The organism is Nonomuraea sp. NPDC049486, assembly GCF_040676925.1.
Classification (GTDB): Bacteria; Actinomycetota; Actinomycetes; order Streptosporangiales; family Streptosporangiaceae; genus Nonomuraea; species Nonomuraea ferruginea.
Genome location: NZ_JBFAPV010000004.1, coordinates 352,152 through 367,015 on the forward strand (window position 1 = coordinate 352,152; position 14,864 = coordinate 367,015).

Here is a 14,864-nt window from a genome sequence, read left to right on the forward strand (position 1 = left end):
GGAAGACAGAGCAGGGACGGTCGAGGCGCTGACCGCCATTCGACACGAGCTGATGCCGTATCACTCGGGTGGGATGACTCTCCCCGAGGTCAGGAGAGGAAACAGCGCGTTCCGGAGCGCCACCGTAGTCCGTGCGATCTGTTCATGCGCGGTGATTTTGTCGCTCAAGGCATGGAGGGTACGGCCTATCGTCCCCTGCACCTCCGCAGGAGGAAGCACCACAGGCAGGGTTCCCAGAACGCGAGTGTTGATGCTGGGAAGCACGCTCCCGGCGGAATTGCGAGTCAACCAGTCAAGCACCCATGGGGAGCTCAGATAGTCGCTCAGGTACTGCGGGTCGACTGCCTCTCTTGGACGAATCCTGATCAGCCCTGTTCCACATATCCACCCTTCGTGCGCGGAGGTCACCAGGGCGTGCCGACCGAACGTTCCTGTCCGCGTGCAGACGATGTCACCCTCCGCGAGCCGATAGTTCGCCAGCTTGCCGGCAGTGTCCTCATCTACTCGGTCAAAGGTTCCTGAGATACGCCCGCCATCGAGGTTGCGTGGCTTGACGACGCCCACAGAACCGTCGTCCGAGGCGCGGGTGAAACGGGTGAAGGGGCCCGAAGTAAGCTCGCTGATGTCGACGAGGGTCACTTCGCGCCAGCCCGGCGGCAACTCGCCGAACGGGGATTCGAGGATCTGAGCTCGCCTGATCACCTGGTCCATCGCCAAGTCGGCCCTCGCCGCCTGTTCCTGTAGACGATCCAGCTCACGGAGCAGCGTTGCGATGTCTTGACGGCAGTCGTCCGTACTGGCGGCGGGCTTCCTGATGGCGTACTTGCCGGGCGTGAGGTCGTAGTCGCTGCTGCTCAGTTCCTCAGCCGTCACGACGGCGGTGGGCAACGCCTCGCGAGCCGGAACCACACCCGCACGCCAGTTGGCGAGAACATCCCGAATCGCCTCGTGGTCCTCCTCAGAAAACTCTCGCCGAGCACGTTGTGACAACCGGCCCAGCCCTGTGGCGTCCACCAAGAGAAGCTCCTGCCGGGGGTGCGTAGAGCGGTGCAGGACCCAGATAGTGGCGCCGATCGCCGTGCCGTAGAAGAGCATCGGAGGCAGTGCAATGACTGACTCGATGCAGCCGTCCGCCACCATGGCCTGCCGGATCACGCGCTCGCGTCCTCCACGGAAGGCGGCTCCGGCCGGCATGACGACCGCGGCACGCCCACCTGGCTCTAGCCGCTCCAGCACCAACTGCAGCCAGGCGAAGTCCGCGTTGCCTCGAGGCGGCGGTCCGTAGAGCCAGGACCTGTTCAACGCCGGATCTTCCCGCGACCAGTCGCGTATGCCGAATGGAGGGTTCGCGACGATATAGGAATAGCTGGACAAGGCTTGATCGGGACGGCTCAGGACGTCGATCGACTGACTGCCTAGCTTGGCGTCGACACCGTGCAGCGCCATGTTCATCTTGGCCAGGACCAGGGCCTCGGCATTGAGGGCGTCGCCGTGGACGGTGAGGCCCGGGGTTTGAAGGGCCGCGGTGAGCAGGATTTCCCCCGAGCCGCAGCATGGATCGTAGATCTCCCCAGGCGCCTCGGCGGCGAGAACGTCCACCAGAACGCGGACGACGGACGGAGGCGTGTAGAACTCCCCGCCACGTTTGCGCTCCAACATGGCGAAACGATCCAGCAGAGCGCGAAAAGCTCCAGCGCCGCCCAGTTCACCAACCGCGGTGTCGGCGAACTCGACGAGCTCCGCGGAGATGTTCGTGTCCACGTTGAGGGCCGTGTCACCAGTTCTGAGCTTGCTGACGATGGGGGTCGTCCGTGCGGTTGCGTCACCTCGGCTGCCTGCGAGGACGTCTGACCACTCAACTCGATCCTGCGCTCGCGTATAGATCAGGCTGAGCACCAGATCGCGGTAACGGACGATGTCGTAGGTCCCTCTCAGCCGCTCTAGCGTCCGCCACAAGTCGGCTGTCGTGGGGAGTTCGCTCCTGAATGCAGGACGGGCTTGCGGGAGCTGTGCTGCAGGGCTCGCGAGATTCCTGCGAAACCGTTCGCCGAAGGTCGCGCCTGGCCGCTCATCCGCCAGGAGCGCGTTGCTCGGGATCCTGCGCTGGTCGAGCCACTCCAGTACGGCCTCGACCAAGAACAGTTGCTCTCCTTCGACGAGTCGCGGCCGGGGATATTCCTTGTGACGGCGCTCCCAGTTGCTCACGGCAGGGCGTTTCACCTGAGCCAGTCGCGCGATCTCGGCCCGGGAGACGAAACCCTGCGGAGAGGTCAAGGTCTCGTCCCCACGGGTCGGCGGGTCAGCACCTCCGGCACCCGGTCAAAGGCTCGCAGCCAGCCGACGAACTGCGGCTCCACGTAGGCCAGCAACTTGTAAATCTTGGCATGGTCCGCTGCCAGATGCCGGTGATGGATCGGCTCATGATGCATGATGCGATTTCGCAGGAGGACCATAGTCTGCAGACTGTCACGTAGAGACTCTCTCCTGCCCGAATAGCGCGGGAACGCCCGGTGCAAGGCCGGGACCCACAAGTGCCGATCGTATTTCCGGCTCAGGAGCGATACCCAGAAGCCGAACGACAGCTCGGTGACCACGTCATCAGCGGAGGGCAAGCTGACGCCCTTCCTGGCCAGCTTCTGCTTCGCCGTGGCGACCTTCGCCGTCTCGGACTCGTGCAAAGGAGCCACCCGCCACCATTCGTCCGTCCCGAACCGGGTCCGCAGCCGGTCGTGTTCGGCGTTGCGCAGGCAGATCTCCAGGCAGTGCAGCGGCCCGTAGAACGCTTCGGAGACCTGGACGTTCCACTGGTACAAGTCCCATGCGATCAGACGATCACCCGAGAGCGCGCCGAGATAAGGGGCGAAGCGCGGTACGGAGATCACCCGCTCAACCCATCCGGGCAGTTCGGTATGCAAGGCGGCCCCTCCGAAGTCATGGCTGACGTGCAGCGGCGCCTCGGGTATGCTGAGTTTCGTAAGCCCCGGGTCCGCCTCTGCTCTGCATGCCGCCCGGGGCACGGCTTTTCCTGACCAGTAGCCGTTATGAATCCCGCCTCGGAAGGCTTTCACTGTGCCACCAGGGTACAGCCATGCGACCATCTTAAACAAGTGTATTGCCGCTACAAAAACTGTTAACCCTGGAGAGAAGCTCGATCGCATACGCCGCTGGCGGAGATCGAGGAGGCCACCCATCTCCACCAGCGTGCACACGTACGTGCGGGTTGGAAAGGTCTTCAGGACAGGTGGATGACGTTCCAGCTCACCGGGGGGAGGAGGACGCGCATCGGGTCCTGTTCCACGTTCTCGTTGGGGCGCGGGGCCACCTGGTCGGGGTCGTCGGCCGTGTTGCGGGCGTAGACGTCCGGGCCGGTGAGGGTGGTGGCGGAGGTGATGCGCGCGCCGCCGAGGGCGCGGGCGTCGATCTCCAGCGAGAGCGGCCCGTCCGTGGCCCGGTTGACGGCGAAGATCGTGACGCCCTCGTCCCCGTGGGTGGCGACCGCGTGCAGCAGCGGCACCTCCCCGTACTGGGCGGTCTCGTACAGGGGAGAGACCGGCTCGACCCGCAGCACGTCGCCGGCCGCGTGCCGGCTGGCCTGGGCGAACGGGTGGAAGGTGGTCTGCCGCCAGGCCCGCCCGCCCGGCTCGGTCATGATCGGCGCGATCACGTTGACGAGCTGGGCCAGCGAGGCGGCCGTCACCCGGTCGCTGTTGCGCAGCAGGGTGATGAGCAGCCCGCCGAAGGCCACCGCGTCCGCCAGGTGGTAGTGGTCCTCCAGCAGCGGCGGCGCCACCGGCCAGTCCCGCGGCGGCTCGGCCGCCTGGAAGCGCGACAGGTACCAGACGTTCCACTCGTCGAACGAGATGTCGATCCGCTTGCGCGACTTGAGCCGGGCCCCCACGGAGTCGGCGGTGGCGACGACCGAACGGATGAAGTACTCCATGTCGGTCGAGCAGGCCAGGAAGCTGCCGAGGTCGCCGTCCTTCTCCTCGTAGTAGGCGTGGCACGAGATGAAGTCGACGACGTCGTACGTCTCCTCCAGCACGGTCGACTCCCACGCGCCGAACGTCGGCATGGTCGAGCCGGAGCTGCCGCACGCGACCAGCTCCAGGCCGGGGTCGACCATGCGCATGGCCCTGGCGGTCTCGGCGGCCAGCCGGCCGTACTCGCGGGCGGTCTTGTGGCCGGTCTGCCAGGGGCCGTCCATCTCGTTGCCGAGGCACCACATCCGGATGTCGTGCGGCTCCTTGGCGCCGTTGGCGGCGCGCAGGTCGGACAGCGCGGTGCCGGACGGGTGGTTGCAGTATTCCAGCAGGTCGAGCGCCTCGGCGATGCCGCGGGTGCCGAGGTTGACCGCCATCATGGGCTCGACCTCCGCCTTGCGGCACCAGCGCACGAACTCGTCGACCCCGACCTCGTTCGTCTCGGTGCTGTGCCAGGCCAGGTCGAGCCGGCGGGGGCGGCTCTCCTTGGGGCCGATGCCGTCCTCCCAGCGGTAGCCGGAGACGAAGTTGCCGCCGGGGTAGCGGACGGTGCTCACGCCCAGCTCGCGGGTGAGGTCGAGGACGTCGCGGCGGAAGCCGTCCTCGTCGGCGCCCGGGTGGTCCGGCTCGTAGACGCCGGTGTAGACGCACCGGCCCAGGTGTTCGACGAAGGTGCCGAAGGTCCGGCGCCGCACCGGCGCCACCCGGAACGCGGGATCGATCGTGAGGCGGGCGTCGTGCACGGGGGGCTCCTCGCGGTTGGTGGTGCTCCAGAGATTGTTAGCGTTATCAACCCGCGAGGTCAAGGGCGCGGCAAGCGCTTGCCGCACAAACCTTGACAGCGTGCTTGTTACCGCTAACACTCGGGTAACCCCGCCGAAACATGACCCATAGCCACCCCCAGTGCCCTTTGGTGTTAGCGAGAACATTCCTCGGCGAAGGAAGAGGCCACTGTGCAAGACCCCCCAGCCATCACCCGCCGGCACCTGCTCGGCGGAAGCCTTGCCCTCCTCGGCGCCGCCGCCTCCGGCTGCGCCATCCCCGTGGGACTCGGTTCGTCCCAGACCCGCGTGAAGTACTGGCACTTCCTCGGCGCGAGCGACGGCATCATCATGAACCAGATGGTCGGCGCGTTCGCCCGGGACAACCCCGGCGTCTTCGTCGAGGAGAACGTGCTCGCCTGGGGCGAGCCGTACTACACGAAGATCGCCATGGCGGGCGCCGGCGGCCGGTCGCCCGACGTCGCGACCTTCCACCTGGCCAGGCTCGCCGGCATCGGCGCGGGCGAGCTCCTCGACCCCATCAACGTGGACCTGCTGGCCGAGGTCGGCCTCCGGGCGGCCGACTTCAGCCCGCCCATCTGGGAACGCGCCCACTACCAGGGCACGCTGTACGCGGTGCCGTTCGACGCGCACCCGATGGTGCAGTACTACAACACCGACCTCTGCGGGCGGGCCGGCCTGCTCGGCGCCGACGGCAAGCTGCAACCCACCACCGGCGCCGACCAGCTCCTGGAGCAGCTCCGTAAGGCCAAGGAGGTGCTCGGCGGCAAGCCGCCGCTGGTCTTCGACGCGCTCGGCCTCGGCACCGTCGGCCCCTGGCGGGTGTGGTACTCGCTCTACCCGCAGAGCGGCGGCACCCTGCTCTCGGAGGACGGCGGCCAGGTCACCATCGACGACCAGAAGGCGCTGGAAGCACTGCGGTTCATGCGCCGGCTCGGCGAGGAAGGGCTGTGCGACCCCACCACCGACTACGGCGCCTCGGTGGCCAAGTTCACCAACAGCGAGGCCGCGTTCCTGTGGAACGGCGACTGGGAGGTCACCGGCCTGAAGGAGCGCAAGACGCCGTTCAGCATGACGCGCTTCCCCAGCGTGTTCGGCAGCGGCGCCGCCCAGGCCGACTGCCACGTGTTCGTGCTGCCGCACCAGCGCGACCGCGACCCCGAGGTGGAACGGGCGACCTACCAGTTCATCGCCTACCTGGTGAAGAACAGCGCCGACTGGGCGGTGGCCGGCCACGTGCCCTCCTACCTGCCCGCACTCCAGGAGCCCGACTACCTGGCGCTCCAGCCGCAGTCGGAGTACCGCTCCGTCATCACCGACGTCGCCCTCGACCCCCAGGTCTGGTACACCGGCTCGGCCTCCCGGCTGTGGATCGAGTTCGGCGGCGCGTTCTCCCCGGTCATCAGCGGTGAACGCACGCCGGAAGAGGGGCTGGCCAACGCCAAGGCGGCGCTGAGCCGGCTGATGTCCGCCCCGAACCCCTTCCCCGCCGAGGAGCGATGATGACGACCACCGTCGCCGCCCCCGCCACCACAGCCCCCGCCGCCAAGGCCCAGGTGAAGCGGAGCTGGACGCAGCACGGGCTGCTGTTCGTCGCGCCCTTCCTGCTGGTCTACGTCGCGTTCCTCGTCTGGCCGACGCTGCTCGGCCTGCGGATGAGCTTCACCGACGTCAACATCGCCGGCAGCAACGACCGCTTCGTCGGCTTCTCCAACTACGCCGAGGCGTTCGGCGACCCGCGCATGTGGCGCTCGCTGTGGAACACGCTCGTCTTCACCGTGCTCAGCACGGTCCCGCTGGTGCTCCTCGGCCTGGGCCTGGCCCTGCTGGTGCACAACCTGCGGTTCGTGCAGTGGCTGTGGCGGCTGTCGTTCTTCGGCCCCTTCCTGCTGCCCTCGGCCGTGGTGTCGATCCTGTGGCTGCAGATGATCTACCCGCCCGAGTACGGCCTGCTCAACGGCACGCTAGGCACCGACATCCTGTGGCTCGGCGACCCCGGCACGGCCATGTGGTCGGTGGTGCTCACCACCGTCTGGTGGACGGTCGGCTTCAACTTCCTGCTCTACCTGGCAGCCCTGCAGTCGATCCCGCAGCACCTGTACGAGGCCGCCGCCATCGACGGGGCGTCCGCCTGGGACAAGCTCAGGTCGATCACGCTGCCGATGCTCGGCCGTACGACGGCGCTGATCGTCGTGCTGCAGCTGCTGGCCTCGCTCAAGGTGTTCGACCAGATCTACCTCATGACCGGCGGCGGGCCCGAGGACGCCACCCGGCCGATCATCGAGTACGCCTACGACGTCGGCTTCACCGGCTACCGCATCGGCTACGCGTCAGCCGTCTCCTACATCCTCTTCGTCCTGATCGTCATCGTCTCCCTGGTGCAGCTCCGGCTGTTCCGCAAGCGCGCGGAGGTCTCCTCATGACCAAGCGGTTCAGCGTGAGCCAGCTCGTCCTGCTGGTGGTCGCCGCGGTGCTGGCCGTCATCTGGATCGCCCCGATCGCCTGGGCGGTGGCCACCTCGCTCAAGCCCGAGGACGAGACCACGAAGCTGCCGCTGGAATGGTTCGGCAGCACCGTCACGCTCGACGCCTACGAGCTCGTGCTGGGCACCGGCGGCATCATCACGTGGGCCGTCAACTCCACGGTGACCGCGGTGATCGTCACGTTCCTGACCGTCCTCTTCTCGGCGATGGCCGCGTACGGGTTCGCGCGCACCCAGTTCAAGGGGCAGCGGGCGCTGCTGGGGCTGATCCTGGCCGGGATCATGGTGCCGCCGCAGGTGCTCATCGCGCCGTTGTTCGCCGAGATGGTGGCGCTCGGGCTGGTCGACACCTGGTGGGCGATCATCCTGCCGCAGGTGGCGGCGCCGCTGATCGTCTTCATCCTGTACAAGTTCTTCCAGGACGTGCCGCCGGAGCTGGAGCAGGCCGCGTTCGTGGACGGGGCCGGCCGCTGGCGGGTGTTCTTCACGATCGTGCTGCCGCTCTCGCGGCCGGTGCTGGCCGCGGTGTCGATCTTCACGTTCATCACCACGTGGAACAACTTCCTCTGGCCGTTCCTGGTGTCCACCGACCCGAACACGATGACCCTGCCGGTCGGCCTGGCCAACGTGGTGCAGGGCACCTTCGGCCTCCGGTACGCGCAGATCATGGCCTCGGTGGTGCTCGCCGGACTGCCGCTGATGGTGGTGTTCGTGCTGTTCCAGCGGCAGATCGTACGCGGCGTCGCGCACACCGGGCTGGGGGGTCAGTAGCTCCTCTTTAGGGGGTGCCCGGCGCGGCCCCATGGGCCAGGGTGGAGGCATGACGCGACTGACCCGTACGGCGTCCGCCCTGGCCGCGGCCGTGCTGCTGGCCGCCTGCGGCGCGACGGCCACGACGAGCCCGTACGAGCCCGGCACGGGCCACGCGGGGCACGGCGCGCACGACCCCGAGCCCTTGCCGCTGCGCGACGGCGAGCGGTTCATGACCCTGGGCATGCCCGAGCCGTACACCCCGGCGCCGCCGAACGGCGGCACCGACGATTACCGGTGCTTCCTCATCGACCCGGGGCTGGAGGAGCAGGTGTTCCTGACCGGCGCCCAGTTCCTGCCGCAGAACACCGAGCTGGTCCACCACGCGATCTTCTTCAGGGTCGGCCCCGAGCACGTCGCGGAGGCCGAGCGGCTCGACGAGAGCATGCCCGGCCAGGGCTACACCTGCTTCGGCGACGGCGGGGTCGCCGCCGCGTGGGTGGCCCACTGGGCGCCCGGCACCGACGAGGTGCTGCTCGACCCGTCGCACGGCTACGCGATGCCGCCGGGCAGCCGGCTCGTCATGCAGGTCCACTACAACACGCTCGGCGTGGAAGGGCGGCCTGGCACCGACCGGTCCGGGATCCGGCTGCGGGTGACCGACCGGGCGCTCCAGCCGTTCGACACCGCCCTCTTCTCCGCCCCGATCGAGCTGCCCTGCACGCCCGAGGAGTCCGGGCCGCTCTGCGACCGCGCCGCCGCGGTGCGGGATCTCGGCCGCAGGTTCGGCGAGAAGTCGCTCGACCAGGTCGACGTCCTGGCGCAGCGGTGCGGCCGGCCGGAGCCGGGCCCGACCCAGCACTGCGACCTGCCGGTGGAACGGCCGGCCAGGATCCACGCCATGGCCGGTCACATGCACCTGCTGGGCCGCGCCATCAAGGTGGAGCTCAACCCCGGCACGCCGGAGGCGCGGACCCTGCTCGACGTGCCCGCGTACGACTTCGACGACCAGGCGCTGCGGCCCCTCCCCGAGCCCGTCGCGGTCGGGCGGGGCGACGTGGTCCGGGTGACCTGCACCCACGACGCCGGGCTCCGCGCCAAGATCCCGCAGCTCCGGGAGCTCGACCCGCGCTACGTGGTGTGGGGCGACGGCACCGCCGACGAGATGTGCCTCGGGATCGCCGTCGCCTCGGCCACCTGACCCATGCGTGACGAAGATGTCACGCCCAGGCGACACCCCGGGACTCAACCCGCCGTGCTCCTGTCTTCGTACAGTCTGAAAACGGCGTCCTCGGGAAAGGCCCGTCATGACCACGCTGCGCCCAGCTCCGCACAGCCGCTCGCAGGACGCGTGGCCGCTGCCCGGCGACGCCCAGGCGGTGGCCACGGCCCGCGCCACCGCCCGGAAGGCGCTGGAAGGGCTCGGCGTGGACCCCGAGCTGGTCGACGACGCGGTGCTGATGATGAGCGAGATCGTCACCAACGCGCTGCTGTACGGCGATCCGCCGTACGAGATGGCGGTGAGCGCCGATCGCAGGGAGATCGTCTGCGGGGTGGTCGACAGCGGCCCGCCGCTGCCCGCGCCGCGCACCCCCGGCAGCGGCGACGAGCGCGGCCGTGGGCTGCACATCGTGGCCATCCTGTCCGAGGGCTTCTACGGCTGCCACCCGCAGCGCTACCTCACCTGGCCCGACCGGCTCGGCAAGGCCACCTGGTTCGCCCTGCCCCGCACTCCGGGCGCCGCGTGACCTTCTCTCCCGATCAGGTCAGGGCGGCCGCGGCGGGGAAGCGGTCCCAGACCCGGTGCGCCGCCAGGAGCTGGAGTGTCTCCCGCAGGACCGTCGGGCCGTCGTCGCCGAGGAGCACGCCCGGGGCCTGCGTGGGAATGCCCGCCTGGGTGAAGACCTGGGAGGCCGTGCCCCAGCCGCCGATCGGCTTGGCGTGCCGGTAGGCCTCGGTGATCAGCAGCAGCACGCGCGGGTCGACCGCCGCGTCCGAACCGCCGCCCGCCTTCGCGTCGCGGGCCCCGTACGCGTCCTTGCCCGGTGCGGGGGCGCTCGCCACCAGCAGCGCGTCGAACTCGACGGAGCGCGCGGTGACGAAGGTGCGCTGCACCGGCAGCGTCCCGCCGAGCATGCCGCCCGTCGGCGCGATGATCAACGGCACCATGCCGCCCTCGAACACCGCCTGGCGGACGTCGCCGACCGCCGCCGTGTCGTCGTCGCTGGCGATGATGCCGATGATCCGGCCGTCGGCCGGCCAGGTCCGCCCGAGCTGGGACAGCGCCGGGCTGGGCCGCGGGTCCGCCAGCGGCTCGGAACCAGCCGGCGCGGGCAGCCCGAGCCCTTCGGCGACCTGTTCGCACAGGACCGGGTCGATGTTCGCGAGCACCCGCAGGTACCTCTCCTTGATCGCCTGCTCGTAGCACTTGGCCAGCTCGAAGGTGTAGGCCGCGATGGTGTGCTCGCGCTCGACCGGCGTCAGGCTCAGCCAGAACAGCCGCGCCTGGCTGAAGTGGTCCGCGTACGACGCGGGCGCCTCGCGCACCTTCCGGCCCGACACCTGCGTGGGCACCTCGACGTACCCTCCCTCGGCCGCTCCCGCCGTGAAGGGGCAGCCTCCGTCGAGCGAGTTCGGCCGGTACGGGGCGACGCCCCGGTGCACGGCCGTCTGGTGGAAGCCGTCCCGTAGCATGTCGTTGACCGGGGCGTGCGGCCGGTTGATCGGGATCTGCGGGAAGTTGGGCCCGGCCAGCCGGGTGATCTGCGTGTCGAGGTACGAGAACAACCGCCCGGCCAGCAGCGGGTCGTCGGTCACGTCGATGCCGGGCACCAGGTGGCCGACATGGAAGGCGACCTGTTCGGTCTCGGCGAAGAAGTTGGACGTGTTGCGGTTGAGGGTGAGCAGGCCGATCGGCTGGACCGGGGCCAGCTCCTCGGGGACGATCTTCGTCGAGTCGAGCAGGTCGATGCCTTCGAACATCTGCTCCGGGGTGTCGGGGAAGACCTGGATGCCCAGCTCCCACTCCGGATAGGCGCCCGACTCGATCGCGTCGAAGAGGTCGCGCCGGTGGAAGTCCGGGTCCACGCCGTTGAGCAGCTGCGCCTCCTCCCAGACCAGGGAGTGCACGCCGAGCTTGGGCTTCCAGTGGAACTTGACCAGCGTGGTCGCACCCTCCGCGTTCACCAGGCGGAAGGTGTGCACGCCGAAGCCCTCCATCATCCGGTAGGAGCGCGGGATGCCGCGGTCCGACATGTTCCAGATCGTGTGGAAGGTGCCCTCGGTGTGCAGGCCGACGAAGTCCCAGAACGTGTCGTGCGCGGTCTGCGCCTGCGGGATCTCCCGGTCCGGGTGCCACTTGGCGGCGTGGATGACGTCGGGGAACTTGATCGCATCCTGGATGAAGAAGATCGGGCAGTTGTTGCCGACCAGGTCGAAGACGCCCTCGGAGGTGTAGAACTTGGTCGCGAAGCCACGCGTGTCGCGTACGGTGTCCGCCGAGCCGCGCGAGCCGATCACGGTGGAGAACCGCACGAAGACCGGCGTCTCGACGTCCTTGGCGAGGAAGGCGGCCTTGGTCACGTTCGAGGCGGCGCCGTAGCCCCGGAAGACGCCGTGTGCCCCGGCGCCGCGCGCGTGCACGACGCGCTCGGGGATGCGCTCGTGGTCGAAGTGCATGACCTTCTCGCGCAGGTGGTGGTCCTGCAGCAGGACCGGGCCGCGCGGGCCCGCCTTGAGCGAGTGGTCGGTGTCGGGCAGCCGGAGCCCCTGGGCGGTCGTCAGGTATGCCCCGCCTTGAGCAACCTTGTCCTGCGGAACGCCGGTGGGCTGGCCGGTGGGGGAGAAGGTGTCCGGCCCGCTCTGGTCCGGCTTGGGCGGCAGCGGCTCCCGAGGCTCCGTGGGCTCCTCCAGCGACGGCGGCTCGCTGTTGGGGACGCCGGGGATCTCGGCGGGCCCGCCGCCGGTCACCGCGTCGACGACCTTCTCCACGGTCGACTTGATCGGGTGCTCCATGGTCTCTCCTTGGCGTGAGGCTGCGTCGCCGGGTGCCGGGCGTACGCAGACTTCCCCACGCCGGAGGTCGCCACGCGGAGTTTACGGTGCTTACAGGCGAATCCGGTCAGGTGTTGGGCCTCAACGTTCCAGGGTGATGCCCTCCCGTCGCAGGTCCTCGATGACGCCGTCGACCAGCCGGGTGCTGACCGTGTGCGTCAGCCTGCCGGTGTCGCGGAGCTCGCGGGCGGCGGGGACCGGGTCGGGGTCGGCGAACAGCCGCTCGTCGGTGTAGTCCACCGGCCTGCCGGTCGCGTCGAGCGCCCACCAGGAGGCCTCCAGGGCGATGCCGTTGGGGTCGCTGAAGTAGATCGAGCGCAGGAAGCCGTGGTCGATGACGTCGGTGACCTCGCAGCCGTGCTCCTTGAGCCGGTCGCGCATCCGTACCAGCGCGTCCTCGTCGGGCAGGTGCAGGGAGAGGTGGTCGAACTGGGCGGCCTTCGCGTACGGGACGCCGGCCGGTTTGGCGAAGCTGTCGAGCTCCTGGTCGGCGTACTCGAAGAAGGCGATGGTGCTGCCGACGCCGACCTCGAAGAAGTAGTGCTTGAATGCGGGCACGGCCAGGGTGGCGACCAGTCGCGCGTCCAGGACGCCGTGCCAGAACCTGACGGTGGCGTCCATGTCCGCGGTGATGAGGGCGAGGTGGTGGACGCCACGCCAGTGCACCGTTTCCGGGGTTGCAGCCATGGCCCAACAGTACGCCTTTCAACTACCTCCGGGTAGTCACGTCCCGGTGAGATCCAGCGGCGCGGGCTTGGCGGCCGCCGGCTCCGCGCGCAGACGGCGGACCTCGCGGGAGCCGGCCCAGCGGGTGATCGCCTCCTCGTCGGCGAAGGCCATCGCGCGCAGCATGTTGCCCCCGTCCGTGGCCTTGACCGTGCGGCGCAGCCGCGCCCGCAGCGACTCCGGCAGGTTGGTGGTGCGGGCCTCGATCGTGTCGCCGTAGAAGGGGGCGTAGCCCGCCCCCGCGAAGCCGGTACGGCGCAGCAGCACCGGGAGCGTGTCGGCCGAGTAGAACATCAGGTGGTTCTTGGTGAAGCCGCTCCACGCCGACTCGTACGCCTTGAGCAGCAGCGAGTTGGCGTTGACCGTGAGGATCATCAGCACCCCGCCCGGCGCGAGCAGCTCGCGGAACCGGCGGAAGTCGTCCACCGGCCTGGGCAGGTGCGCCAGCACCGACCAGAGGGTGATCACGTCGAAGCCGCCGGCGGCGATCTCCGGCACGTCCTCCGGCGCGCCCAGGTACGCCCGTCCCCGGGTGAGCCGCTCGTTGGCCTGCGCGACCGAGTCGGGCGACAGGTCCACGCCGACCGCGTCGAAGCCGCGCTGCTCGGCCAGCTCCAGGAAGAGCCCGGCGCCGCAGCCGAAGTCGAGCAGCCGCCGCCCGGCGCCGTCGTCGAAGACCGGGGAGAACGCGTCCATGGTCAGCTGGTAGCGGCGCTGCCGGTTGGCGGCGTACTTGCCGGTCAGGAACTTGCTGTAGCCCTTGGCGTACAGGTCGCCGAGCCGCTCGGGACGGATGTTCGGGTTGCGGTAGAGGAACCCGCAGGAGGGACAGCGCACCACGTGGTAGCGCCACTTGCCGTCCTCGCCCACCGGCTCGTACAGCGGCTGCATGCGCGGCTCGCCGCAGAGCGTGCAGTCGATGAACTCCTCGATCTCGCCCAGCGGCATGCGTGCCTGGTAGTCCTCGGGCTCCACGATCGGCGAGCGTCTCAGCAGCCTGCGCCACTGCGCCTCGCGGATCAGCCGCTCTCCGGGGCGGACGTAGACCCGCTGCCCCCAGGGCACCTTGTCGTAGCGCGAGCCGTAGACCAGCTTGCCGAGCAGCCGTCGAGCCGAGACCATCGCACACCCCTAACGCAGACCGTTTGCGCGGGTATTGCCCTGACTATTCCATCGCTACCGCCAGCAAACCATCCCCAAACGGCCAAGGCGGGCGGGCCGCTGGAGACGGCCCGCCCGGGGAGGTCACGACGGCCTGCCGTCGGCCCCGCACTTGATGATCGGCCGGATGCAGTCGCGTACCCGGCGCTCCAGCTCGGCGACCGGCCAGGCGTTGAAGAAGTCGCCGTGCATGGTGTAGCCGCCGCCCGAGGCCAGCCGGAACCCGGACGGGTCACCGCTGACCGGGTAGCGCAGCACCTGGCGGAGCTTGGGCACCGGCACCGGGTGACTGCTCGGGCAGTCGTCGCCGACGGGGTAGGCCATGTGGCTCTTGTGGTCGGGCGAGTCGAGGTCGCGCCCGTTCCAGCACTGCGGGAAGTCCAGGTACGACTCCAGCATCGTGCCGGGCGGGCAGGTGACGAAGTCCTTCGAGGCCGGCACGTGCCCGGCGTGCAGGCAGGACCAGCGGGCGATGGTGGAGTCGCCGGGCCCGGTGGCGCGCGCGTTGCCGGCCACGATCCGCAGCCCGAGGGGGAACGGCTGGATGCGCGCGGTCACGTCAGGCCGCACGCCCTCGCCGAGGTAGTAGAACGTGGTGATCGTCGGCTCGACCGGCGTGCCGTTCCGGTAGAGCGTCGGCACCCAGTACGAGGACCTGTCCACCGACGGGTTGCAGTTGGTGGCGCCGCGCTGCAGGTCGGCCAGCGTGGTGTGGGCGTTGGTGACCCGGCTGCCGAAGAAGCTGTGCATGTGGGAGGCGCCGGGCAGGCCGGGGAAGATGATCGGGTCGTCGGGCAGCCGGTGGCTGTAGGGGCAGTCGGCGAGGAACTCCGCCACCCGTACCGGTTCGGCCTGGGCGGGCTGGACCGACAGCGGCGCACCCATCAGCACCGCGAGCACGGCGAACAGGCGTAACAGTCTCATGGCGGG

The 14,864-nt window shown here is 69.3% G+C and carries 12 protein-coding genes; 5 read left to right on the forward strand and 7 right to left on the reverse strand.

The window, feature by feature from the left end; all coding sequences use genetic code 11:
• Window positions 1–60: 60 nt before the first annotated feature.
• The 3 genes from AB0K05_RS14090 to AB0K05_RS14100 form a co-directional block, all read right to left on the reverse strand.
• Entirely contained in the window at window positions 61–2,274 is a 2,214-nt protein-coding gene (locus AB0K05_RS14090; protein WP_364229291.1) for an N-6 DNA methylase, read from the reverse strand.
• On the reverse strand, window positions 2,271–3,098 hold the full coding sequence (locus AB0K05_RS14095) for a hypothetical protein (protein ID WP_364229293.1): 828 nt from the start codon (window positions 3,096–3,098) through the stop codon (window positions 2,271–2,273). The genes AB0K05_RS14090 and AB0K05_RS14095 overlap by 4 nt, the downstream gene beginning before the upstream one ends.
• Window positions 3,099–3,232: 134 nt before the next feature.
• Window positions 3,233–4,723 carry an alpha-N-arabinofuranosidase gene (locus AB0K05_RS14100; RefSeq protein WP_364229295.1) on the reverse strand — a complete coding sequence of 497 codons (1,491 nt, stop codon included), beginning with the start codon at window positions 4,721–4,723 and terminating at the stop codon, window positions 3,233–3,235.
• Between the two features lie 210 nt (window positions 4,724–4,933).
• Between AB0K05_RS14100 and AB0K05_RS14105 the strand changes: the two genes are divergently transcribed.
• The 5 genes from AB0K05_RS14105 (at window position 4,934) to AB0K05_RS14125 (ending at window position 9,742) form a co-directional block, all read left to right on the forward strand.
• On the forward strand, window positions 4,934–6,265 hold the full coding sequence (locus tag AB0K05_RS14105; protein WP_271277619.1) for an extracellular solute-binding protein: 1,332 nt from the start codon (window positions 4,934–4,936) through the stop codon (window positions 6,263–6,265).
• On the forward strand, window positions 6,262–7,185 hold the full coding sequence (locus AB0K05_RS14110; RefSeq protein WP_364229298.1) for a sugar ABC transporter permease: 924 nt from the start codon (window positions 6,262–6,264) through the stop codon (window positions 7,183–7,185). The genes AB0K05_RS14105 and AB0K05_RS14110 overlap by 4 nt, the downstream gene beginning before the upstream one ends.
• The gene (locus tag AB0K05_RS14115; RefSeq protein WP_271277621.1) at window positions 7,182–8,015 is read left to right on the forward strand and encodes a carbohydrate ABC transporter permease; all 834 of its coding nucleotides are present in this window, start codon (window positions 7,182–7,184) and stop codon (window positions 8,013–8,015) included. Before AB0K05_RS14110 ends, AB0K05_RS14115 begins: the two co-directional genes overlap by 4 nt.
• A 49-nt stretch (window positions 8,016–8,064) precedes the next feature.
• On the forward strand, window positions 8,065–9,195 hold the full coding sequence (locus AB0K05_RS14120; RefSeq protein WP_364229300.1) for a monooxygenase: 1,131 nt from the start codon (window positions 8,065–8,067) through the stop codon (window positions 9,193–9,195).
• Window positions 9,196–9,301: 106 nt separating this feature from the next.
• Window positions 9,302–9,742: an ATP-binding protein gene (locus AB0K05_RS14125; RefSeq protein WP_271277623.1), complete on the forward strand. Its 441-nt coding sequence runs from the start codon at window positions 9,302–9,304 to the stop codon at window positions 9,740–9,742.
• A gap of 13 nt (window positions 9,743–9,755) precedes the next feature.
• Here the strand turns inward: AB0K05_RS14125 and AB0K05_RS14130 are convergent, their stop codons facing one another.
• The 4 genes from AB0K05_RS14130 to AB0K05_RS14145 all read right to left on the reverse strand — a co-directional run bounded on the left by AB0K05_RS14130 (window position 9,756) and on the right by AB0K05_RS14145 (window position 14,858).
• A complete protein-coding gene (locus tag AB0K05_RS14130; RefSeq protein WP_364229303.1) occupies window positions 9,756–12,008 on the reverse strand; it encodes a catalase in 2,253 nt (750 codons plus the stop codon).
• Window positions 12,009–12,128: 120 nt separating this feature from the next.
• The gene (locus AB0K05_RS14135) at window positions 12,129–12,734 is read right to left on the reverse strand and encodes a VOC family protein (protein WP_148035494.1); all 606 of its coding nucleotides are present in this window, start codon (window positions 12,732–12,734) and stop codon (window positions 12,129–12,131) included.
• Window positions 12,735–12,770: 36 nt separating this feature from the next.
• On the reverse strand, window positions 12,771–13,895 hold the full coding sequence (locus AB0K05_RS14140; protein ID WP_364229305.1) for a class I SAM-dependent methyltransferase: 1,125 nt from the start codon (window positions 13,893–13,895) through the stop codon (window positions 12,771–12,773).
• 123 nt (window positions 13,896–14,018) lie between these two features.
• Window positions 14,019–14,858 carry a DUF1996 domain-containing protein gene (locus tag AB0K05_RS14145; protein ID WP_364229307.1) on the reverse strand — a complete coding sequence of 280 codons (840 nt, stop codon included), beginning with the start codon at window positions 14,856–14,858 and terminating at the stop codon, window positions 14,019–14,021.
• Window positions 14,859–14,864: the final 6 nt, after the last annotated feature.

What these genes read in the sequence shown, in the direction of transcription:
- AB0K05_RS14095 (WP_364229293.1), bottom strand. Translation starts at nt 3,098, where the DNA reads ATGGTCGCATGGCTGTACCCTGGTGGCACAGTGAAAGCCTTCCGAGGC.
- AB0K05_RS14110 (WP_364229298.1), top strand. Translation starts at nt 6,262, where the DNA reads ATGATGACGACCACCGTCGCCGCCCCCGCCACCACAGCCCCCGCCGCC.
- AB0K05_RS14115 (WP_271277621.1), top strand. Translation starts at nt 7,182, where the DNA reads ATGACCAAGCGGTTCAGCGTGAGCCAGCTCGTCCTGCTGGTGGTCGCC.
- AB0K05_RS14120 (WP_364229300.1), top strand. Translation starts at nt 8,065, where the DNA reads ATGACGCGACTGACCCGTACGGCGTCCGCCCTGGCCGCGGCCGTGCTG.
- AB0K05_RS14125 (WP_271277623.1), top strand. Translation starts at nt 9,302, where the DNA reads ATGACCACGCTGCGCCCAGCTCCGCACAGCCGCTCGCAGGACGCGTGG.
- AB0K05_RS14130 (WP_364229303.1), bottom strand. Translation starts at nt 12,008, where the DNA reads ATGGAGCACCCGATCAAGTCGACCGTGGAGAAGGTCGTCGACGCGGTG.
- AB0K05_RS14135 (WP_148035494.1), bottom strand. Translation starts at nt 12,734, where the DNA reads ATGGCTGCAACCCCGGAAACGGTGCACTGGCGTGGCGTCCACCACCTC.
- AB0K05_RS14140 (WP_364229305.1), bottom strand. Translation starts at nt 13,895, where the DNA reads ATGGTCTCGGCTCGACGGCTGCTCGGCAAGCTGGTCTACGGCTCGCGC.
- AB0K05_RS14145 (WP_364229307.1), bottom strand. Translation starts at nt 14,858, where the DNA reads ATGAGACTGTTACGCCTGTTCGCCGTGCTCGCGGTGCTGATGGGTGCG.